Here is a 20732-nt window from a genome sequence, read left to right on the forward strand (position 1 = left end):
GCAACGGGGTCCTCGTTCACATGGGAATTGTGGAGATGGCGGGAATCGAACCCGCGTCCAACGGTGCAGAATCAGGGCTTCTCCGTGTGCAGTTCGCTGCGCTTTTCTCAGCCCCGGAGATCACGCGAACAAGTCTCCGACGGGCTCAGCCACTGTTTGATTTCCTTCCAGGCCCCGTGACCGGGTCTAGAAGTTTAGATCCCTTGATGATGCCAGGATCCGGGTCGGGATCACCCCCGGGCTGACACTTCGCAAGTCGCTACTTAGGCAGCGAGGGCGAAGGAATCGCGCTTGGTGTTGGCGATTATTGGTTGCGACATATGGTTTACGAGATCATTGCCGCTTCCTCGACACGCTTCCCCTGCTTCGACATCCGCTGTCGAAACCGATCATCCCCATGTTGTTTTATCAAATGCGCGCACCCGCTGTGGAGTGCAGTGCCATCGTACGTGACCAACGCACGACGATGCCAGCCTATTCCTGCCGGCGCCCGGCGGAGCCCCGCCCTACGCGCTCCGCTGGCGCCTGCGCGCCGCCGAGACCGCGCGGTTGGTCTCCCGCAGGTCCTGCTTCTCGCGCAGGGTCTGCCGCTTGTCGAACTCCTTCTTGCCCTTGGCGAGCGCGATCTCGACCTTGACCCGGCCGTCCTTGAAGTACAGCGCGAGCGGCACGATCGTGTGGCCCGTCTCGCCCGACTTCGACTCCAGCTTGTCGATCTCGGCCCGGTGCATCAGCAGCTTGCGCTTCCGCTTGGCCGAGTGGTTGGTCCAGGTGCCCTGCACGTACTCGGGCACGTGGATGTTGTGCAGCCATGCCTCGCCCCTGTCGATCTGGACGAAGCCGTCCACCAGGGAGGCCCGGCCCAGCCGCAGCGACTTGACCTCGGTGCCCATGAGTACGAGGCCGCACTCGTAGGTGTCGAGGATGTGGTAGTCGTGCCGCGCCTTCTTGTTCTGCGCGATGAGCTTGCGCCCTGTGTCCTTTTCCTTAGCCATAGTGCGGCCATTTTCGCACTACGACCCACCCCCGAGGCCACTCAATACTGTCTCGGCCCGCTGCTCGGCCCCGGAGCCGACCGCGAGGTCCGGGGTGATGCCCCGGCCGTCGACGCCTCTGCCCGCCGGGGTGCGGTAGTGGCCGACGGTCAGCTCGGCCACCGAGCCGCCCGGGAGCTTGCTGGGCATCTGGACCGAACCCTTGCCGAAGGTCCGCGAGCCGACGGTGACGGCGCGGCCCCGGTCCTGGAGTGCGCCGGTGAGGAGCTCGGCGGCGCTCATCGTTCCACCGTCGATCAGGACGACGAGGGGCCGGTCGGTGTCGCCGCCCGGCTGTGCGTAGAGGGCGCGCTGCTCACCGTGCACGTCGTACGTGGCGACCAGGCCGCCGTCCAGGAAGGCGGAGGCGGCGGTGACGGCCTCGGTGACCAGTCCGCCGGAGTTGCCGCGGAGGTCGAGGAGCACCCCGGCGTCCGACGGTGCGTCCCGGACCGCGTCACGGACCTTGGCGCCCGAGCCCCTGGTGAACGAGTCGACCTCGATCATGACGGCCCCGGAGGAGCCGGAGGAATCGGAGGAGCCGGAGGAATCGGGAGAGGCGGAGGAGGAGACGGAACGGGTCGGTCCGATCCGTCGCACGGTCACGGCCTCGGTGGTGAGCCTGGCCCGGCGCAGCGTCTCGGTCCGCAGGCCGGCGCCGCGCTCGACGCCCAGGACGACGGTGCTGCCCGCGACGGCCTCCGTACGGTCTCCGCGCAGCAGGGCGACGACCTCGGCGACGGGGCGCCTGTCGACCCGGTGGCCGTCGACCGTACGGAGCAGGTCGCCCGGCTCGATGCCGGCCCGGTCGGCGGGGCCGCCGGGCTGCACCCGGGCCACCTCGACCAGCCCGTCGGCGGAGCGCTTCGCGGCGAGCCCGACGCCGGTGTACGAGCCGTCCAGGGCCTGCTCGAACTCCTCGTACTGCCGCTCGTCGTACACCGCGCCCCAGCGGTCGCCGCTGCGGCTGACGACCTCCTCGGCCGCCTCCTTGCCGGACTTGCCGTCGGCCACGGCTCGGGCGGCGGCGTCGGCCACCTCGTCGCGGTCGACGGTGGAGGCCACGGAACGGGTCGCGAAGTCCTCGGACTTCGCGCTGCCGCGTGGCAGCGCGCCGGTGACCGCTCCGGTGGCCAGCACGCTCGCGAAAACCAATGTCAGGGCCGCCCCGCGGCGCACGCCGCGGGGCCCGAAACACTGCGTGGGGCCCGACATGTCGCCGAGTCTAGGACAACGCCCCCTGGGCGCACGGCCGGTTGGCCGCGCGCCCAGGGGGCGCATGTCACACCTTGAGGTACTTGCGGAGTGCGAAGAGCGCGGCAACGGCGGGCATCAGCAGGCCGATTGCCAGGACCAGGGGCAGCTTGGTGAAGACCGCGTCCCAGCCGATGAAGTCGATCAGGTTCAGTTTGCTCTGGAGTGCCAGTCCGCCGTCGATCAGGAAGTACCGGCCGGCCAGCAGCATCACACAGGCCAGGACACCGCCGATGAGACCGGCGAACGCGGCCTCCATGATGAACGGCATCTGGATGTAGAAGCCGGAGGCGCCGACGAGCCGCATGATGCCCGTCTCGCGCCGTCGGCTGAACGCGGACACCCGGACGGTGTTCACGATCAGCATCAGCGCAATGACCAGCATCAGCGCCATCACGAAGAGGGCGGCCACGTTCATGCCGTTCATCAGCTGGAAGAGGTTGTCCAGGATGCTTCTCTGGTCCTGGACGGACTGCACCCCGTCACGGCCGGCGAAGGCGGTGGCGACGACCTTGTACTTCTTCGGGTCGTGGAGCTTGACCCGGAACGACTCCTGCATCTGGTCCGGCGTGATGTTGCTCGCCATGGGCGAGTCGCCGAACTGGTCCTGATAGTGCTTGTACGCCTGGTCGGCCGACTCGTACGTGACCGTGTCGACGACGTCCATCTTGTGGAGGTCGCCCTCGATCTCCTTCTTCTGCTCCGCGGTCACAGCACCCTTGGCGCACTTGGGCGTCGAGGTCACATCGCTCTTGCTGCAGAGGAAGATCGAGACGTTGACCTTGTCGTACCAGTAGTCCTTCATCGTGCTGACCTGCTCGCGCATGAGCAGCGCGCCGCCGAACAGGGCGAGCGAGAGGGCGACGGAGACGACGACGGCGAAGGTCATCGTGAGGTTGCGACGGAGGCCGACGCCGATCTCCGACAGGACGAACTGGGCGCGCATGGCGTCCTTTCAGTGCTCGATGCTCAGTGCTGGTAGCCGTAGACGCCGCGGGCCTGGTCACGTACGAGACGGCCCTGCTCCAGCTCGATGACGCGCTTGCGCATCTGGTCGACGATGTTCTGGTCGTGGGTCGCCATGATCACGGTGGTGCCGGTCCGGTTGATCCGGTCCAGCAGCTTCATGATGCCGACGGAGGTCTGCGGGTCGAGGTTGCCGGTCGGCTCGTCCGCGATCAGCAGCATGGGGCGGTTCACGAACGCCCGCGCGATCGCCACGCGCTGCTGCTCACCACCGGAGAGCTCACCGGGCCTCCGGTCCTCCTTGCCACCGAGGCCGACCAGGTCGAGAACCTGGGGCACCGCCTTGCGGATCTCACCGCGCGGCTTGCCGATGACCTCCTGCGCGAACGCCACGTTCTCCGCAACGGTCTTGTTGGGAAGGAGCCTGAAGTCCTGGAACACCGTGCCCAGCTGGCGGCGCATGTGCGGCACCTTCCAGTTGGACAGGCGCGCGAGGTCCTTGCCCAGGACGTGAACCATGCCCTGGCTGGCGCGTTCCTCGCGGAGGATGAGTCGCATGAAGGTGGACTTGCCGGAGCCGGATGAGCCCACCAGGAAGACGAACTCGCCCTTCTCGATATCGAGAGACACATCCCGTAGAGCGGGACGGCTCTGCTTCGGGTAGGTCTTGGAGACGTTGTCGAATCGGATCACGGATGCACCACGGTCGGCCGGGAGTAGGTGTGCGTGACCATACGCGAACCGGACTGAGGCGTGCAGGCGCGCGTCCGGGGATGGGCGATTTATGGCGGAACGGTACCGGCCGATAGCGGGTCCGAAGTGCGACGGAACGGGTGATCTCCGGCGGGCCGCGCCGAAATCCGCGCGAGCTGGCACAGTGGTAGGGGGAACGGTTGCGTTTCCATGAGCGTTGTGCGGAGACAGAGCGTATGCGGCTCCGCCGCGCGGGAGGAGGAAAGCGCATGACCTATGACCGACTGGTGTGCGCGAACTGCGCGGCGCCCGTCAACGAGGGCCGCTGCCCCGTCTGCCGGGCAAGCCGCGCGCGGCTGCAGCAGGAACAGGAGCAGGGAATGTTCGCCGGGCTGAACCCGGTGATGCTCGTGGCCCTGCTGGTGGTGCTGCTGGGCGCGCTGGCGCTGCTGGCGCACCAGACCGTGTAGCCGCGCGCCCAGCCTGTCGGCCCGCAGGCGCCGGTACGTGTACGCGGAGGGGCCCGGGATGCCGATCGGCGTCCCGGGCCCCTCTGTGCGTAGCTGTGCAGTTGTTACCGCGGGTGACCCTTAGGCGACCGTACGGCCGTTCATCAGGCGCGGCAGGATCCGGAAGCCGATGCCTCCGGCGATCATCGTCGCGGCGCCGACCAGCAGGAACGTGGTCTCGGCGGCACCGGTCTCGGCGAGCTCGTCCTTGCCCTTGCCCTGCTCGACCGGCTGGTTGCCGGCGGAGTCGGGGGTGGTGTTGTTCGCGCACTTCGCGCCGTCGAGGTCGACGGTGCAGGTGTTGGCGTCGTCGCCGCCGGTGGTGGAGCCGGTGGAGGCGTTACCGGTGGTACCACCGTTGCCGGAGGTGCCGGAGGAACCGTTGCCACCGTTGCCGGAGGTGCCCGACGTGCCGGACGTGCCGGACGTACCCGAGTTACCGGAAGAACCCTCCGTGCCGGAGTTACCGGACGTACCCGAGTTACCCGAAGAACCCTCCGTACCCGAGTTACCGGAAGAACCCGAGTTACCCGAAGAACCCTCCGTACCCGAGTTACCGGAAGAACCCTCCGTACCCGAGTTACCGGACGTACCCGAGTTACCGGAAGAACCCTCCGTACCCGACGTACCCTCGGTGCCGGAAGAACCCTCCGTACCCGACGTGCCGGACGTGCCCTCCGTGCCCGACGTGCCCTCGGTGCCGGAAGAACCCTCCGTACCCGACGTGCCGGACGTGCCTTCCGTGCCCGACGTGCCCTCGGTGCCGGAAGAACCCTCCGTGCCCGACGTGCCGGTGCCGGACGTCTGTCCCTCGTCGACACCGCCCGGGCCACCGCCGTCGGAATCGCCCTGCGGACCCTTGATGTCGGCGTCGATGCCCAGACCGCCCTCGTCGACCTCGGCCTTCGTGGACACGACGCCGAGGTCGACGCCAATGCCGACCGCCGAAGCTGCACCGGCGGCGGTGAGCGAGGCGCCCGCGGCGATGACCGCACCCGCGGCGATCCGCGCGACGCGGACTCGCGTCTTCTTCGTCATGTGCTGCTACCCCCAGTAGCTGTTCTCGTCAGTGGAGCAGCCATATGCGGGCCCCGGCTCTCCGGAGTTCGCTCCGAACGGCGCCACACAGAGCCGTGGTCATGCCGCCCGCCCCCGTTCACACCCGTCCCAGACATACGCATGCTGCCCTAGCACCCTGTCCACAGTTAAGGACTACGTCAAGGCCGTTCCGTGCAATATGTACTGGTTTGTTCGCAGTTGACCTTCATTCGGAATCACGACTGTGACGCACTCGCCACAGCTCCCGCGCAACCAGGAGCCCCAACTCCCCTTCGGGGGCGGCCGGGTCATGAGGTCGCCCCGACGAAAACGGCGGTGCCGGAGACCCCGTGGGGTTTCCGGCACCGCCGTGAACGCTTGTTTCTTCCTACTTCTCCCGCTGCTTGCGCCAGCGGATGCCCGCCTCGAGGAAGCCGTCGATCTCGCCGTTGAAGACCGCTTCCGGGTTGCCCATCTCGAACTCCGTACGCAGGTCCTTGACCATCTGGTACGGGTGCAGGACGTACGACCGCATCTGGTTGCCCCAGGAGTTGCCGCCGTCGCCCTTGAGGGCGTCCATCTTGGCCTGCTCCTCCTGGCGGCGGCGCTCAAGGAGCTTCGCCTGGAGGACGTTCATCGCGGACGCCTTGTTCTGGATCTGCGAGCGCTCGTTCTGGCAGGAGACGACGATGCCGGTCGGGAGGTGGGTCAGACGGACCGCGGAGTCCGTGGTGTTGACGCCCTGACCACCGGGGCCCGAGGAGCGGTACACGTCCACGCGCAGCTCGGACTCGTCGATCTCGATGTGGTCGGTCGTCTCGACCACCGGCAGCACCTCGACGCCCGCGAAGGACGTCTGGCGGCGGCCCTGGTTGTCGAAGGGCGAGATCCGGACGAGCCGGTGGGTACCCTGCTCGACGGAGAGCGTGCCGTAGGCGTACGGCACCTGGACGGCGAAGGTGGTCGACTTGATGCCGGCCTCTTCCGCGTACGACGTCTCGTAGACCTCGGTCTTGTAGCCGTGCCGCTCGGCCCAGCGGATGTACATGCGCTGGAGCTTCTCGGCGAAGTCCGCCGCGTCCACGCCACCGGCCTCGGCCCGGATGTTGACCAGGGCCTCGCGGGAGTCGTACTCGCCGGACAGGAGAGTACGGACCTCCATCTCGTCCAGCGCCTTGCGGACGGACTCCAGCTCCGACTCCGCCTCGGCCAGGGCATCGGCGTCGCCCTCGTCCTGGGCGAGCTCGAAGAGGACTTCGAGATCGTCGATCCGGTTGCGGAGGGCCTCGGTCTTGCGGACCTCGGCCTGGAGGTGCGAAAGCTTGCTGGTGATCTTCTGCGCCGCCTCGGGGTCGTCCCAGAGGGAAGGCGCGGCCGCCTGCTCCTCGAGCGCGGCGATGTCCGCCCTCAGCGCATCCAGGTCCAGGACGGCCTCGATCGACCCCATGGTCGAGGAGAGGGACTTCAGCTCTTCGGAAATATCGACGACTGCCACGGGTCCAGCGTAACGGCTGTCGGCACGGACGTTCCTCGGGCCGCATGATCACGTCCCGGCGATCACGTGCGCGGCGCCCTCGCGGGCCCTCGGGTCAGGGCGTGCCCGGCGCCGAGTTCCCCGTGTCCTGGGCGGGTGCGCCCTCGTCGTCGCCGCTCAGCGCCAGCCAGCCGCCCACGCCCAGCGCCACCACCAGTACCAGGGCCGCGGCGCCCAGCGTGAGGCGGCGCTTGCGGACGGCGGCGGACTTGTTGCGGGCCGAGCCGGGGCGGGGCGTGCCCGGGGAGCGGGGGGCCCTGGCCGTGCCGCGGGGGCCGCCGGAGAGTTCGTCGGGGGCCGGGACGCGCATGCTCGTGTGGGTGTCGCGGTTGGAGTCGGCGGACGAGCCGGGTACCAGCGGGACCGCGCCGCGGCGGCGGGGTTCCTCGGGGGCGGGGGTGTACTGCTGCTCGTCGTACGCCTGGGGTTCCGGCTCGGCGTCCGGCTCGTCCACGTCGAGCGGCGGGATGCCGGCCAGCTGCGGGAGCTGCTCGCGCAGCCGGGCCGCGAGCTCGGAGGCGCGCAGCCGGGAGGCGGGGGCCTTGGCCAGGCACTGGACCAGGAGCTGCCAGAGCTCGTCGGGGATGCCGGGGAGCGGTACGACCGCCTCCGTGACGTGGCGGCGCAGGACGGCGCCGGGGTGTCCGCCGCCGAAGGGCGTGAAGCCGGCGAGGAGTTCGTACAGGACCGTGGCGAGGGCGTAGATGTCGACGGCGGCGCGCGGCGGCAGCCCCTCGACTATCTCGGGGGCCAGGTAGTCCGGCGTACCGATGATCTTGGTGGCCTTGGTGCGGCGCGGGGTGTCGATCAGCTTGGCCACGCCGAAGTCGGTGAGCAGCGCCGGGTGCGAGCCGCCGGGTCCGAGCGGGCCCTCCATGTCGAGCAGGATGTTCTCCGGCTTGACGTCGCGGTGGACCACGCCGGCGGCGTGTGCGGCGGCGAGGCCGTCGGCGACGTCCGCGATGATCGCCACGGCGGCCTCGGGCGCGAGGCGGCGTTCGCGGTCGAGGCGGGTGCGCAGGTCGGTGCCGCGTACCAGGTCCATGACCAGTGCCAGGTCGTTGCCGTCCACCACGAGGTCGCGGACGGCGACGACATGGGGATGGTCGAGACCGAGCAGGGCGGTGCGCTCCTGGACGAAGCGGCCGACGAGTTCCTGGTCTGACGCGAGGTCCTCGCGGAGCAGCTTGATGGCCACCGGGCCCTCGGGCCCTTCGCCGAGCCAGACCGTGCCGGCGCTGCCGCGCCCCAGGATCTGGTGTGCGGTGTACCGGCTGCCGATATTCCGTGCCAAGACTGCTCCCTCAGCGGCTGGCGATGGACCGTCGCTCATGACCCCCGGTCGACAAAGTTACGCGTCGGCCGGGGGGTTGAGTGCCCGGGATGGTGCCAACCTTCACTTCCGCGGGCGATATGCGGTGGAAACTGGCCCGCGGAAGTCGATATAGCTACAGAGTTGATGGTGGTGCGGCTGCTCAGGGGTTGGTGTTGCCGCCGCCGTCGCTGCTGCCGCCCAGTTTCGAGATCCAGTCGGTGACGGTGGAGACCGTGTCGCTGATCGCCTGCCAGTAGCTCTTGCCCTGGCCGATCCAGTCCTGCAACGGGGTCAGTTCCCAGATCAGCCAGCCCGCGACGAACAGCAGCACCACGGTGAACAGACAGCCCTTGAGGCAGCCGAGGCCGGGGATCCTCATCGGGTTGGCGCTGCGCTGCCTCGGCTCGCGGGGCTGACGCGGGGCCGGCGGCTGGGGCGCCACCGGTTGCTGCGGGGGCGCGTACTGCTGGCGCTGGGGCTGCTGTTGGGGCTGCGGCTGGTACTGCTGCTGGTGGTGGTGCTGGGGGTACTGCTGTTGCTGCGGCTGCTGGTACTGCTGATGCTGCGGAGGCGGCTGCCGCCGCTGCGGCTGTGGCTGCTGGTGCTGTGGTTGCTGAGGCTGGGCGCGCTGGGGGCGGCGGCGCAGCGGGTCCTGGCCCGGGTCGAGGTACTGGACCTGGGTCTGCTCGTTACGGTCGCGGGCCGCCTGGAGCTGGGACTGCCAGGGGTGCGGCCCCTCGGGCTGCGGAGAGCCGTCCGGGCGCGGCGGCACGGGCGGCATGACCGAGGTCGGGTCGGCGTGCCCGCCCGCCTGGCCCTGGCCGGGAGCGTGCTGCATGAGGCTGGTGGCGGCGTTGGGGTCGTACGAGCCCGCGTTGCTCGGCAGCACCTGCGTCGGGTCCGCCGTGCCGGGGGTCTCCGGAACGGCCGCGGGCGCCGGATCGGGTGCGAGCAGGGCGCCCACGCCGTCGGCCGCGGCGATCTGGGCGGAACTGGCGTGCACGCCGATGCCCTCCGCGACGACGCGCAGGCCGCGGGCCAGGTTCTCGGCGCTGGGCCGCCGGTCGGGGTCCTTGCTCAGGCAGCGCTCTATCACCGTCCACAGCGGGGCCGGGACGGTGCTGGGGCGGCGGGGCTCCTCGCTGAGGTGCCGGTGCAGCACTTCGAGGGCGGTGCCGCCGGCGAACGGCGGGCGGCCGGTGACCAGCTCGTACAGCAGGATGCCCGCGCCGTAGATGTCGACGGCGGAGGTCTGCGGGCGGCCCTCGGCGGACTCGGGCGCCACGTAGGCGGGCGTACCGACGAACTCGTGGGTCCGGGTGAGCCCCGGGGAGTCGGCCAGGCGCGCGATGCCGAAGTCGGTGAGCATCGGGTGCATCTGGCCGTCGCGCTCGTCGAGCAGGACGTTGGCGGGCTTCAGGTCGCGGTGGACGACGCCGTCGGCATGGCTGGCGGCGAGCGCGTCGGCGATCTGCGCGGTGAGCAGTGCGGCGGCGACCGGGGTGAGCGGGCCGTTCTCGCGGAGGTAGCGGTGCAGGTCGGGTCCGTCGACCAGGTCCATGACGAGGGCGAGGAGGTCGCCCTCGACGACCAGGTCGCGGGTGCGCACGATGTTCTCGTGGGTGAGCCGGAGCAGCACGGAGCGCTCGCGCAGGAACCGCATCACGATGTCGGCGTCGTTGGCGAGCTCCTCCTTCAGGACCTTGATCGCCACGGTCTCGCCGGGCTCGCCGGCGACAGCCGCCTCGGCGCCCGCGGTCTCCCGCTGGCGGGCACGCCAGACGGTGCCCGTGGCGCCGCGTCCCAGCGGCTCCTCCAGGAGGTACTTGCTGCCTACCGGCCGCACGTCATGCGCTCCCTGCAGATCGTGGTGATTGCGGTGCTCCCGGATCCGCCCGGGAGTTCCGCCTACTCTAGGGCCTGTCCGGCGGGGCCTGGCAGCTCCGTCCGGTTGCCTTCGTCGCCCTGTCCGCCGTTGGCCGGATGCCGCCCCGAGGAGGCACCGGCCGGTCGCGGGACAAGACGCTCACATCGGACGGATGGTTGCCGCACCCGTGTGCGACGAACCGTTTCGGACGCCCTTCCGGAACGGTTCCGTCCCCGTGGACGACGTTCCAAGCAGGCACTTATGGGCGCACAGCCGACGTTTCAAGATCACTTAGCGGTGACCCCCGGGCGTGTTGTCAGTGGCAGGTGCGAGGATGCCTCCAGCACGGAACTGTGGGGCCGGGAGCCCTGCGGCACGTGACGAACCTGTACCGGACGACGCGTCCGTGTCGGGTGGGGGGAATCACAGGGCGTTTCCCCTGCCCGGCGCCCCGCGCAGAAGGGACCGCTGACGGCGATGCAGATCCGGCTGACCGTCCTCGCGCCGCGCAGCGGCCAGACCCCGGCGCGCGCGTGCGACGTGCTGGTCACCGCCCCGTCGGGGACGGCGCTCGCCACCGTGGCGTCCAACCTGGCCGCGGCCGTCCTGGGGCCCGACGGCTCGCTCGGCAGCGGCGCGGTGGTGCTGTTCGCCGGGCGCGAGCGGCTCGATGCCCAGCGGTGCGCGCTGGGTGAACCACCGCTGGTGGACGGAGCGATGCTCTCGCTCCAGGTCCCGGGCGAGGACGAGGCGGTGGACGACGCCGTCCCGGCGCGGCTGCACGTGGTCGCGGGGCCGGACGCGGGCGGGGTCCATCTGCTGCACGGCGGCCGGATCCGGATCGGCCGCTCCACCGACGCGGACGTCCCGCTCGACGACCCCGATGTGTCCCGGCTGCACTGCGCGGTGACGGTCTCCACCGACGGCCGGGTCTCGGTGGCCGACCTCGGCTCCACCAACGGCACCCTGCTCGACGGTACGGAGGTCCGCGACCGCCCGGTCCGGCTGAAGCCCGGTGCGCTGCTGCGGCTCGGCGAGTCCACGCTCCGGCTGACCTCCGGCGCGCCCGCGCCGACGCTGGCGACGGCCCCGGACGGCGAGGGTCATCTGCGGGTGTCCGGCACAGCCGACGACGGCTCCGGTCACGGATACGCCCCGGCCGTCTCCCCCGGCCCCGGGCCCGTCCCCCACGAGGATTCCGGCACCGGTCACGCGTACGGGAGCGACGACGACGGGCGGACCGGTGCCCGCCGGACGTCCTCCTCCGGGCACCCCGCCCCCGTCCCGGACGACGGGACGCCGCGACGGGGCGGGATAGGCGCCTGGGCGCGCAGACTCGCGGGCAACAGGGGCGAGCCCGTGCACGAGGCGACGCCCGACGGCGCGGGCGCGACCGAGCCGCCGTTCCCGGCCGCCCAGGCGGCGCCGTCGGGGGCCGCCGCGCAGAGCGTCTGGCCCGACCCGGCGGCCGTGCTGCTGACCGCGCTCGGCCCCGGCCCCCGGCTGTGGGAGCGCGGCACCACCCACCCCGAGGCGCTCGTGGTGCGCCTCGGGACGACGGACCGGGCCGAGCTGCCCGCCGTGCCGGTGACGGTGGGGCTGCGGGAGGCCGGTTCGCTCGGGCTCGCCGGGCCGCGGACCCGGCTGGCCGGACTCGCCCGTTCCACGGTGGCGCAGCTCGCCGCGCTGCACTCCCCCGCCGATCTGGAGATCGTCCTGATCAGCACGGACCGCGCCCGCGGCGCGGACGAGCGCAGGCGCGAGTGGGCCTGGCTCGGCTGGCTGCCCCATCTGCGGCCGATGCACGGCCAGGACTGCCGGCTGCTCCTCGCGTACGACCGCGAACAGGCCACCGCCCGCGTGACGGAGCTGGTGCGCCGACTGGACGACGGTCCGCTCGGGCCCGGCTGGGCGAGCCTGGACCGGGGTACGGTCACCGAGGCCGCGGAGCGGTACACGGGTCCGTACACCGTGGTGATCGTCGACGGCGACCCGGGCTCGGCGGCGCTGCGCGAGAACACCGCCCGGCTGGCCGCCGCCGGTGCCGCGGCCGGCATCCATCTGATCTGTCTGGCCGAGACCCCGGCCGCCACACCCACCTCACCGGTCGCGGCGACGTACGAGGCCGCCTGCCACGCCTCGATCGCGTTCCGCGAGTGCGGGGCGGTGGCGATGCTGAGCGGCGATGTGGCGACGGCCCTGCGGCTGCTGCGGACGGCGGACGGCCGGGCCGCGGGCCGCGGCACGGTCGCCGCGGTGGACGCGGTGTCGGCGCACTGGGCCGAGCGGTTCGGCCGGGCGCTGGCCCCGTTGCGAACGGAGGGTTCGGCCACGGCCCACGGCCGATCGGCGACGGCCTCGGTGCCGACCACCGCCCGTCTGCTGGACGAGCTGGGCCTGGCCCGTGCCACCCCGGCCTCCCTGATGGCCCGTTGGGCCTCCACCGCGGACGACCAGCCCGGCGCCACGGTGCGCGGCTCGGGCCGCTGGACGGGCGGACCGGCGGGCGGCGGCGCGGACGACGGCGCCGATGCGGGCACCCGCGGTTCGGGCCGTACGGAGTATCCGCGCGGCGCGGGTCCCCGCGTGGGCGCCCAGCGCAGGGGCGCCGCGCCGGGCCCGGACGGCGCGGGCGGATACGCCCCCGGCTCGGGCCGCACCCCGTACCCCGGCAGCGAGAACGCCACCCACATCGGCACCCCTGGCCACCCCCTCGCCCCCGGCGACGGCCACGACAACCCCGGCTCCGGCCGCACCCCGTACCCGGACTCGGGCCGCACCCCGTACCCCGACTCCGGGCGCGCCCCGTATCCCGGCGGTTCCGCGGGCCGGGTCGGCGGGCAGCGGTACGGCAGTTCGCCCGGGGACAACCCGAGTTCGCGGACCGTACCCGGGACCGGGACCGGTTCCTGGGCCGGCGACGGTGACCGCGCCGCCGACGTCCAGGGCGCCGACAGTCTCCGTTCCGCCGGGTCCGGACGCGGCTCGAACCGGGTCAGCGGGCCGCGCGGCGGCGACACTCCCCGGGTCGCCGCGCGAGGCGCCGAGAGCGCCGCCGCGGCCGGACGCACCGCCGCCGGGGCGGCAGCGGACGCGGGCGCCGACCCGGACACCGGCACACCCGCCGCCGCCCCCGCGGCCGTCGGGCGGCCCGTGGTGGTGCTCGGGGCCGGGCCGCGGGGCGCGGTCAGCGTGGATCTGGCGGAGGAGGGTCCCCACCTCCTCATCGAGGGACCGGCCGGCAGCGGACGCACGGAGCTGCTGCGGGCCGTCGCCGCCTCGCTCGCCGCGGCGGCCCGGCCCGACCTGCTGGGCATCCTGCTGGTCGACGGCGCGGGCGGCGACCGCGGCGAGGGCCTTCGCCCCTGCACCGAGCTCCCGCACGCGTTCACGCACCTGGTGGCCTCCGATCCGGTGCGGATGCGGGAGTTCGCCCAGGCGCTGGGCGGTGAGCTGAAGCGCCGCGCCGAGCTGCTCGGCCCGTACGACTTCGCCGAATGGCACCACCGGCACGAGGTGGCGCGGCGGATGGTCGGCCAGCGCCCGCCGACCACCGCGGAACAGCGCGGTGACGTGGACGCCCCGATGAGCGGGACGCTCCGGCTGCGCCCCGCCGCCCGCTCCTCGGACCCCGGGCCGTCCCCGCTGCCCCGGCTCGTCGTCCTGGTCGACGACTTCGACGCGCTGGTCGCCCCGGCGCTCGGCAGCCCCGGCCGCCCCGCCGCGGGTTCGGTGGTGCGGGCCCTGGAGGCGGTGGCGAGGGAGGGCGGCCGGCTGGGCGTCCACCTGGTCGCGGCGTCCGCCCGCCCGGACCGTACGGAGGACACGGACCTGGCCCACGGGGCCCGGCTGCGCATCGTGCTGGACGCACCGGTGGTCCCGCCGTCGCCGGAGGGCCCGGCGCCCGGACGGGGCAGGCTCGGGCATCCCGACGGGCGGGTGACGCCGTTCCAGGGCGGCCGGGTGACCGGTCGCATCCCGCGCACCGCCACGCTGCGGCCCACCGTCGTGCCGCTGGAGTGGGAGCGGATGGGCGATCCGCCGACCCGGCGCCCGGTCCGTGAGCTGGGCAACGGACCGACCGACCTGGCGCTGCTGGCCAGTGCGCTGGAGTGGGCGGCCCGTTCGGTGAACGCCGAGCCGATAGCCCCGTTCGGGCCCGTCCACTCCTGAGGGAGACCGGGTCCGGACATCCACTGACATCGCGTCACGAGCCCATCACGATCAAGGAGTTGACACGAGAAGCGGTATTGCGGCGTCCGTGCACCGGGCGTAGGACTGTGCGCACACAACGATGTGAGAGACGGGGAAGCAATGCGCACAACCCTTCGGATCAGCAGGGCCGCCGCGGTGTTCACCGCCGTCGGCGCACTGGCCCTCACCGGTTGCAGTGACGACGGCGGAAAGGACAAACCGGCCAAGAGCTCGGGGAGCGGCAAGGGGAGCCCTTCCAGCGTCGTGTTGCCCAAGCTGGACGGCGAGAAGCTCTCGGTCGCGGCCGTCTGGACCGGTGCCGAGCAGGCCAACTTCGTCAAGGTCCTCAAGGAGTTCGAGAACCGCACGGGCGCGAAGGTCACCTTCGTCCCGGCGCAGGACCCGATCGTCAACTTCCTCGGTACGAAGATCGCGGGAGGTCAGCCGCCGGACGTCGCGATGATCCCGCAGGTCGGCGCGATCCAGCAGGCCGCCCAGAAGAAGTGGGCGAAGCCGGTCGGCCCCGAGGCCAAGGCCCAGCTGGCCAAGAACTACTCGAAGGTCTGGCAGGACCTCGGCGCGGTCGACGGCACCCAGTACGGCATCTACTTCAAGGCCGCCAACAAGTCCCTGATCTGGTACAACGCCAAGGCGTTCGAGAACGCGGGCGCGGCCGAGCCGAAGACCTGGAAGGACTTCCTGAAGACGGCCGAGACGGTCTCCGCCTCGGGTGTCACCCCGGTCTCGGTCGGTGGCGCGGACGGCTGGACGCTGACCGACTGGTTCGAGAACATCTACCTCTCCCAGGCCGGTCCGGAGAAGTACGACCAGCTGGCCCAGCACAAGATCAAGTGGACGGACCCGTCCGTCAAGGACACGCTGACCACGCTCGCGCAGCTCTTCGGCAAGCCCTCGCTGATCGCGGGCGGCGCCGACGGCGCCCTGCAGACGGAGTTCCCCGCCTCGGTCACCCAGACGTTCACCGGCGGTGACCAGCCCAAGGCCGCGATGGTCTTCGAGGGCGACTTCGTGGGCGTCAACATCGCGCAGACGAAGGCGAAGATCGGGACGGACGCCAAGGTGTTCCCGTTCCCGGCGGTCGGCGCCGAGTCCCCCGTCGTGACCGGCGGCGACGCCGCGGTGGCGCTGAAGGACGGCAAAGGCGCCCAGGCCCTGCTGACCTGGCTGGCCTCGGCCGACGCTGCGAAGATCATGGCCGAGCAGGGCGGGTTCATCTCGCCGAACAAGACCCTGGACGCCTCCGCGTACCCGAACGAGGTGCAGCGCACGATGGCGCAGGCGCTGATCTCGGCCGGTGACTCCGTCCGGTTCGACATGTCCGACCAGGCGCCGCAGTCGTTCGGCGGGACGCCCGGCAAGGGCGAATGGAAGACCCTCCAGGACTTCCTGAAGAACCCGAAGGACATCGCGGGGACTCAAGCGAAGCTGGAGTCCGACGCGGCCAAGGCGTACAAGAGCTGACGGGATGACGACAGCCGCAGCGGGGGGCGCCGACGCGGTGCCCCCCGCCGACAAGCAATCGTCCGCGGAGCCCTCGGTGCCCGCGCCCAGGAAGCCGTCCGATCCGCCGTCCGGCGGCCCGGGACGCAGCCGCCGGAGCGTGACCGGCACCCGCCGGTTCTTCGCGGCCCTCTTCCTGGCACCCGCGCTGGTACTGCTGGGCGCGCTCGTGGTCTATCCGATCGTGTACTCCGTCTACCGGTCGTTCCTCGACCAGGCGGGTACGGGCTTCGCCGGACTCGACAACTACAAGGCGCTGTTCACGGACGACACCATCCGTACGGCGGTCAAGAACAACGCGATCTGGGTCGTGCTCGCGCCGACGGTCTCCACGGCCCTCGGGCTCATCTTCGCGGTGCTCATGGAGCGGATCCGCTGGGGCACGGCGTTCAAGCTGGTCGTCTTCATGCCGATGGCGATCTCCATGCTCGCCGCCGGCATCATCTTCCGGCTGGTGTACGACGCCGCTCCGGAGCGCGGGGTCGCCAACGCCGTATGGGTGGGTGTGCACGACACGTTCTCCGAGTCGGCGGGGTACCCGAAGGCACATCCGCTGCCCGTCCACCCGCTCAAGGCGGGCGACGGCGGTTCCTTCGTCACCAAGGCGCCGGTACGGGCCGGGCAGCCCGTGCAGCTGCCGCTGGTCGGTGTGATTCCGGCGAACATGCCGAAGGACGCGAAGCCCGCGAAGGCCGCCGCGGCGGCGGACGGCGAGATCACCGGCACCGCGTGGCTGGACTTCACCAAGGGCGGTGGCGGCCGGCCCAATGTCATCGACGCCAAGGAGCTGGGGCTCAAGGGCATCGAGGTCGAGGCGGTCAAGGGCGGCAAGGTGGTCGCCTCGGCGACGGCGGCGGCGGACGGTACGTTCACCCTGCCCGCGTCGGCGGACGGCGCCGGACTCCGGCTCCCCGCCTCGAACTTCAAGGAGCCGTACAACGGCGTCGAGTGGCTCGGCCCGACCCTCGTCACCCCCGGGATCATCGGTTCCTACGTCTGGATGTGGGCCGGGTTCGCGATGGTGCTGATCGCGGCGGGGCTCGCGGGGCTGCCCCGTGAACTCCTCGAAGCGGCCCGGGTGGACGGCGCGAACGAGTGGCAGGTGTTCCGCCGGATCACGGTGCCGATGCTCGCGCCCGTGCTCGTGGTGGTGCTGGTCACGCTGATGATCAACGTGCTGAAGGTCTTCGACCTGGTCTTCATCATCGCGCCGGGGTCCTCGCAGGACGACGCGAACGTGCTGGCGCTCCAGCTCTACCGGTCCTCGTTCGGCACGGACGCGGACCTCGGGATCGGCAGCGCCATCGCCGTACTCCTGCTGCTGCTGGTACTCCCGGTGATGTACGTCAACATCCGCCGGATCCGGAAGGAGGGGCGCCGATGACGACAGCGTCGACCACGGCCACGAGCACGACGGCCGAAGACATTCCGGTGAAGGCCGAGCGGTCCCTCGGCGCACGCCTCGCCGCCCGCGCCGGCGGCGGGGCGATGCGGATCTTCCTCGTGCTGGTGGGCCTGTTCTGGCTGATGCCGACGATCGGTCTGCTGCTGTCCTCGCTGCGCGGCGCGGACGACATCGCGGCGACCGGCTGGTGGAAGGTCTTCACGGCCCCGTCCCAGCTCACCTTCGACAACTACTCCCGGCTGCTGGACAATCCGACGATCACCCACTCCCTCCTGAGCACGGTCATGATCACCGTCCCGGCGACCGTCCTGGTCGTCGTGATCGGTTCACTGGCCGGGTATGCCTTCGCCTGGATGGAGTTCCCCGGCCGCGACTGGTGGTTCCTGGTGGTCGTGGGGCTGCTGGTGGTCCCGGTGCAGGTCGCCCTCGTCCCGGTCTCCAAGCTCTTCGGTGCGGTCGGGATCTTCGAGACGACCTTCGGCGTGGTCATCTTCCACACGGCCTTCGGTCTGCCCTTCGCGATCTTCCTGCTGCGGAACTTCTTCGCGGAGATCCCGAGGGAGCTGCTGGAGGCGGCCCGGCTGGACGGGGCGGGCGAGATCCGGCTCTTCACCCGGGTCGTGATGCCGCTGGGCGGTCCGGCGATCGCCTCGCTCGGGATCTTCCAGTTCCTCTGGGTCTGGAACGACATGCTGGTCGCGCTGATCTTCGCCGACTCGGACTCGCCGCCGATCACGGTGGCCCTCCAGCAGCAGGTCAGGCAGTTCGGCAACAACATCGACGTGCTGGCGCCCGGCGCCTTCGTGTCGATGGTGATTCCGCTGGCGGTCTTCTTCGCCTTCCAGCGCCAGTTCGTCTCCGGCGTGATGGCGGGCGCGGTGAAGTGAGCCGCGAGCAAGCGGTGGCGTAATGCGCACGGCTGTACGTCAACACGGGGCGGGGTTGCTCATCACGGCAACCCCGCCCCACCTGCCATTTCGTGGATTTGCCACGTTTTGACGTAACCCGGTCACTCCATGGGGCGTTTGCGGACCACCCGCCCGCGCAGCGAACGACCCATGGATGTGTTGTGCCCCGGTTCAGTGTCATCGTGCCCGCGTACCGGGTTCAGGCGTATCTGCACGAGAGCCTGGACTCGGTGCTCACCCAGTCCTTCGAGGACTTCGAGATCATCGCCGTGGACGACTGCTCACCGGACGCCTGCGGCACCGTCATCGACGAGTTCGCCGCCCGCGACCGCCGGGTTCGGGCCCTTCACCTGCCGGAGAACGTGGGCCTGGGCCGGGCCCGTAACGCGGGGATCGCGCAGGCCACCGGCGACTACCTGGTCTTCCTGGACGGCGACGACACCCTGACCCCCGGCGCCCTGCGGGCCGTCGCCGACCGGATCGGGGCGACCGGGGAACCGGACGTACTGGTCTACGACTACGCCCGGACCTACTGGACGGGCGAGAGCGTGCGCAACAGCTACGCCGAGCATCTCGCCGAGACCGGCCCGCCCGCGTTCACGCTCGCCGACCGGCCCGCGCTGCTGAAGGTGCTGATGGTCGTCTGGAACAAGGCGTACCGCCGCGCGTTCGTCCAGGCCGAGGGGTTCACCTTTCCGCCCGGCTACTACGAGGACACGCCCTGGACCTACCCGGTGCTGATGGCCGCCGGCTCGATCGCGGTCCTCGACCGGGTGTGCGTGGGCTACCGGCAGCGGCGCCGGGGCAACATCCTGTCCACCACCAGCCGCAGCCACTTCGACATCTTCGAGCAGTACGACCGGGTCTTCGCGTTCATCGACGCCCGCCCCCCGCTCGCCCGCTGGCGGCCGGTGATCTTCCGCAGGATGCTCGACCACTTCTCCACGCTGTTCACCACCCGGGGGCGGCTGCCGCGCGGCGGGCACGGCGAGTTCCTGCGCCGGGCCCGCGCCCACTGCCGCCGCTACCGGACCCCGGGCGCCCCCGTCCCGCTCCGCGCCCGGCTGCGCCACGGCCTGATCCGGCTGGGCGCCCACCGCACGTACCGAGCGCTGTGGAGCGCGCAGGCGCTCTGCGGCCGGCTGCGCCGGATCGCCGCGGCGGTCCGGCGGACGGTGCGAGCGGTCGCGCTCCAGGCCTACTACCGCGTCCAGTTGACGCTGCCCGTCCAGGCGGACCGGGCGGTGTTCGCCGCGTACTGGCACCGCGGCTACGCCTGCAATCCGGCGGCGATCGAGGCGAAGGCCCGCGAGCTCGTCCCCGGGCTGCGGACCGCCTGGATCTGCCGCCCCGAGGACGCGCACACCGTGCCGACCGCGACCCGCAGCCTCGCCCCCGGGACATACGGCTACTGGCGGGCGCTGGCCCGCTCCCGATACCTGGTGAACAACGTCAACTTCGACCGGCGGCTGGTCAAGCGGCGCGGCCAGGTGCTGCTCCAGACCCACCACGGCACCCCGCTCAAGACCATGGGTCTCGACCTCCAGGACCGTCCGGCGGCGGCCCGCGCGACGGACTTCGGCCGGCTGCTGGCCAATGTCGACAAGTGGGACTTCTCCCTCTCGGCGAACCAGCACTCCACCCTCGTCTGGGAGAAGGCCTACCCGTCGGCCTCCGCGAACTGCGTGACGCTGGAGTACGGGTACCCGCGCAATGACGTCTACCAGCGGGCCACCGCCGCCGACGTGGCGCGGCTGCGCGAGCTGATCGGCATCCCGGAGGGCCGGGTGGCCCTGCTGTACGCGCCCACCCACCGGGACTACCGCCGCGCCCAGTGCCCCGCTCTCGATCTGGCGCGCGTGCTGCGGGTCCTGGGGCCGGGCTACGTGATCCTGACCCGCGCGCACTACTCGTACGACGCCCCGATGGACCGCGAACCGCACCCCCGGATCATCGACGTCAGCGGCCATCCCTCCGTCGAGTCGCTCGCGCTCGCCTCGGACGCGCTGATCACGGACTACTCCTCGCTGATGTTCGACTACGCCAATCTGGACCGGCCCGTCGTCCTCCACTGCGGCGACGGCGAGGCGTACGAAGCGGCCCGCGGCACCTACTTCGACCTGCACTCCTGCCCGCCCGGCGCGATCGCGCACAGCGAGGACGAACTGCTCGACGTCTTCGCCACCGGCCACTGGTACGGCGCCCGCTCCGCCCAACTGCGGGCGGCGTTCCGGGCGCGCTTCTGCCCGTACGACGACGGGCTCGCGGCGGAGCGGGTGGTACGCCGGGTCTTCCTCGGCGACACCGCCGTGCAGCCGCCCGCGATTCCGCCGGAGCGGCGGCGTCCCGCGCCGGCGGCGGGGAACCCTGCGCGGTTCCCGGTCCCCGTACCGGCCACCGCCGCGGTGCCCGGGGACCGGCAGGCGCCCGCGGACCTCGGCCTCGCCGGTGCCCGGCCCACCAACCACCCCTGAGCGCGCCGTAGATCCGTCAG

The 20732-nt window shown here is 71.4% G+C and carries 14 protein-coding genes and 1 other RNA gene; 6 read left to right on the forward strand and 9 right to left on the reverse strand.

Annotated elements, in window-relative coordinates; translation table 11 throughout:
• Positions 1–27: 27 nt before the first annotated feature.
• The 5 genes from ssrA to ftsE form a co-directional block, all read right to left on the reverse strand.
• Positions 28–397: a transfer-messenger RNA gene (gene ssrA, locus ACFVX4_RS04915) on the reverse strand.
• Positions 398–506: 109 nt separating this feature from the next.
• The gene (smpB, locus tag ACFVX4_RS04920; protein WP_389971944.1) at positions 507–995 is read right to left on the reverse strand and encodes an SsrA-binding protein SmpB; all 489 of its coding nucleotides are present in this window, start codon (positions 993–995) and stop codon (positions 507–509) included.
• Between the two features lie 18 nt (positions 996–1013).
• A complete protein-coding gene (locus tag ACFVX4_RS04925; protein ID WP_389971949.1) occupies positions 1014–2249 on the reverse strand; it encodes a S41 family peptidase in 1236 nt (411 codons plus the stop codon).
• Positions 2250–2316: 67 nt separating this feature from the next.
• Complete coding sequence (gene ftsX / locus ACFVX4_RS04930; RefSeq protein WP_385323756.1) at positions 2317–3234, reverse strand: permease-like cell division protein FtsX; 918 nt, start codon at positions 3232–3234, stop codon at positions 2317–2319.
• A 23-nt stretch (positions 3235–3257) separates the two neighbouring features.
• Positions 3258–3947, reverse strand: a complete 690-nt coding sequence (ftsE, locus tag ACFVX4_RS04935) for a cell division ATP-binding protein FtsE (protein WP_266746501.1) — start codon at positions 3945–3947, stop codon at positions 3258–3260.
• 269 nt (positions 3948–4216) lie between these two features.
• On the opposite strand from ftsE, the gene ACFVX4_RS04940 reads away from it, so the two are divergent.
• A complete protein-coding gene (locus ACFVX4_RS04940; RefSeq protein WP_389971952.1) occupies positions 4217–4417 on the forward strand; it encodes a hypothetical protein in 201 nt (66 codons plus the stop codon).
• A 120-nt stretch (positions 4418–4537) separates the two neighbouring features.
• On the opposite strand, the gene ACFVX4_RS04945 is transcribed toward ACFVX4_RS04940, so the two are convergent.
• From ACFVX4_RS04945 to ACFVX4_RS04960, 4 genes are all read right to left on the reverse strand, one after another.
• Complete coding sequence (locus ACFVX4_RS04945) at positions 4538–5494, reverse strand: hypothetical protein (RefSeq protein WP_389971954.1); 957 nt, start codon at positions 5492–5494, stop codon at positions 4538–4540.
• 388 nt (positions 5495–5882) lie between these two features.
• On the reverse strand, positions 5883–6989 hold the full coding sequence (prfB, locus tag ACFVX4_RS04950) for a peptide chain release factor 2 (RefSeq protein WP_389971956.1): 1107 nt from the start codon (positions 6987–6989) through the stop codon (positions 5883–5885).
• 94 nt (positions 6990–7083) lie between these two features.
• On the reverse strand, positions 7084–8322 hold the full coding sequence (locus ACFVX4_RS04955) for a serine/threonine-protein kinase (protein ID WP_389971958.1): 1239 nt from the start codon (positions 8320–8322) through the stop codon (positions 7084–7086).
• 181 nt (positions 8323–8503) lie between these two features.
• Positions 8504–10189, reverse strand: a complete 1686-nt coding sequence (locus ACFVX4_RS04960; protein WP_389971960.1) for a serine/threonine-protein kinase — start codon at positions 10187–10189, stop codon at positions 8504–8506.
• A 498-nt stretch (positions 10190–10687) separates the two neighbouring features.
• Between ACFVX4_RS04960 and ACFVX4_RS04965 the strand changes: the two genes are divergently transcribed.
• The 5 genes from ACFVX4_RS04965 (at position 10688) to ACFVX4_RS04985 (ending at position 20712) form a co-directional block, all read left to right on the forward strand.
• Positions 10688–14383 (forward strand): FHA domain-containing protein, encoded by a 3696-nt coding sequence (locus ACFVX4_RS04965; protein ID WP_389971962.1) that lies wholly within the window; start codon positions 10688–10690, stop codon positions 14381–14383.
• A 141-nt stretch (positions 14384–14524) separates the two neighbouring features.
• Positions 14525–15886 (forward strand): ABC transporter substrate-binding protein, encoded by a 1362-nt coding sequence (locus ACFVX4_RS04970; protein ID WP_389971964.1) that lies wholly within the window; start codon positions 14525–14527, stop codon positions 15884–15886.
• 4 nt (positions 15887–15890) lie between these two features.
• On the forward strand, positions 15891–17309 hold the full coding sequence (locus tag ACFVX4_RS04975; RefSeq protein WP_389971966.1) for a carbohydrate ABC transporter permease: 1419 nt from the start codon (positions 15891–15893) through the stop codon (positions 17307–17309).
• A complete protein-coding gene (locus ACFVX4_RS04980; protein WP_389971968.1) occupies positions 17306–18217 on the forward strand; it encodes a carbohydrate ABC transporter permease in 912 nt (303 codons plus the stop codon). Before ACFVX4_RS04975 ends, ACFVX4_RS04980 begins: the two co-directional genes overlap by 4 nt.
• A 182-nt stretch (positions 18218–18399) precedes the next feature.
• The gene (locus ACFVX4_RS04985) at positions 18400–20712 is read left to right on the forward strand and encodes a CDP-glycerol glycerophosphotransferase family protein (RefSeq protein ID WP_389971970.1); all 2313 of its coding nucleotides are present in this window, start codon (positions 18400–18402) and stop codon (positions 20710–20712) included.
• Positions 20713–20732 lie beyond the last annotated feature (20 nt).

The sequence above is a fragment of the Streptomyces sp. NPDC058240 genome, assembly GCF_042882135.1.
GTDB lineage: Bacteria > Actinomycetota > Actinomycetes > Streptomycetales > Streptomycetaceae > Streptomyces.

What these genes read in the sequence shown, in the direction of transcription:
- ACFVX4_RS04975 (WP_389971966.1), top strand. Translation starts at nt 15,891, where the DNA reads ATGACGACAGCCGCAGCGGGGGGCGCCGACGCGGTGCCCCCCGCCGAC.
- ACFVX4_RS04940 (WP_389971952.1), top strand. Translation starts at nt 4,217, where the DNA reads ATGACCTATGACCGACTGGTGTGCGCGAACTGCGCGGCGCCCGTCAAC.
- ACFVX4_RS04945 (WP_389971954.1), bottom strand. Translation starts at nt 5,494, where the DNA reads ATGACGAAGAAGACGCGAGTCCGCGTCGCGCGGATCGCCGCGGGTGCG.
- ACFVX4_RS04965 (WP_389971962.1), top strand. Translation starts at nt 10,688, where the DNA reads ATGCAGATCCGGCTGACCGTCCTCGCGCCGCGCAGCGGCCAGACCCCG.
- ACFVX4_RS04970 (WP_389971964.1), top strand. Translation starts at nt 14,525, where the DNA reads ATGCGCACAACCCTTCGGATCAGCAGGGCCGCCGCGGTGTTCACCGCC.
- smpB (WP_389971944.1), bottom strand. Translation starts at nt 995, where the DNA reads ATGGCTAAGGAAAAGGACACAGGGCGCAAGCTCATCGCGCAGAACAAG.
- ACFVX4_RS04980 (WP_389971968.1), top strand. Translation starts at nt 17,306, where the DNA reads ATGACGACAGCGTCGACCACGGCCACGAGCACGACGGCCGAAGACATT.
- ftsX (WP_385323756.1), bottom strand. Translation starts at nt 3,234, where the DNA reads ATGCGCGCCCAGTTCGTCCTGTCGGAGATCGGCGTCGGCCTCCGTCGC.
- ACFVX4_RS04925 (WP_389971949.1), bottom strand. Translation starts at nt 2,249, where the DNA reads ATGTCGGGCCCCACGCAGTGTTTCGGGCCCCGCGGCGTGCGCCGCGGG.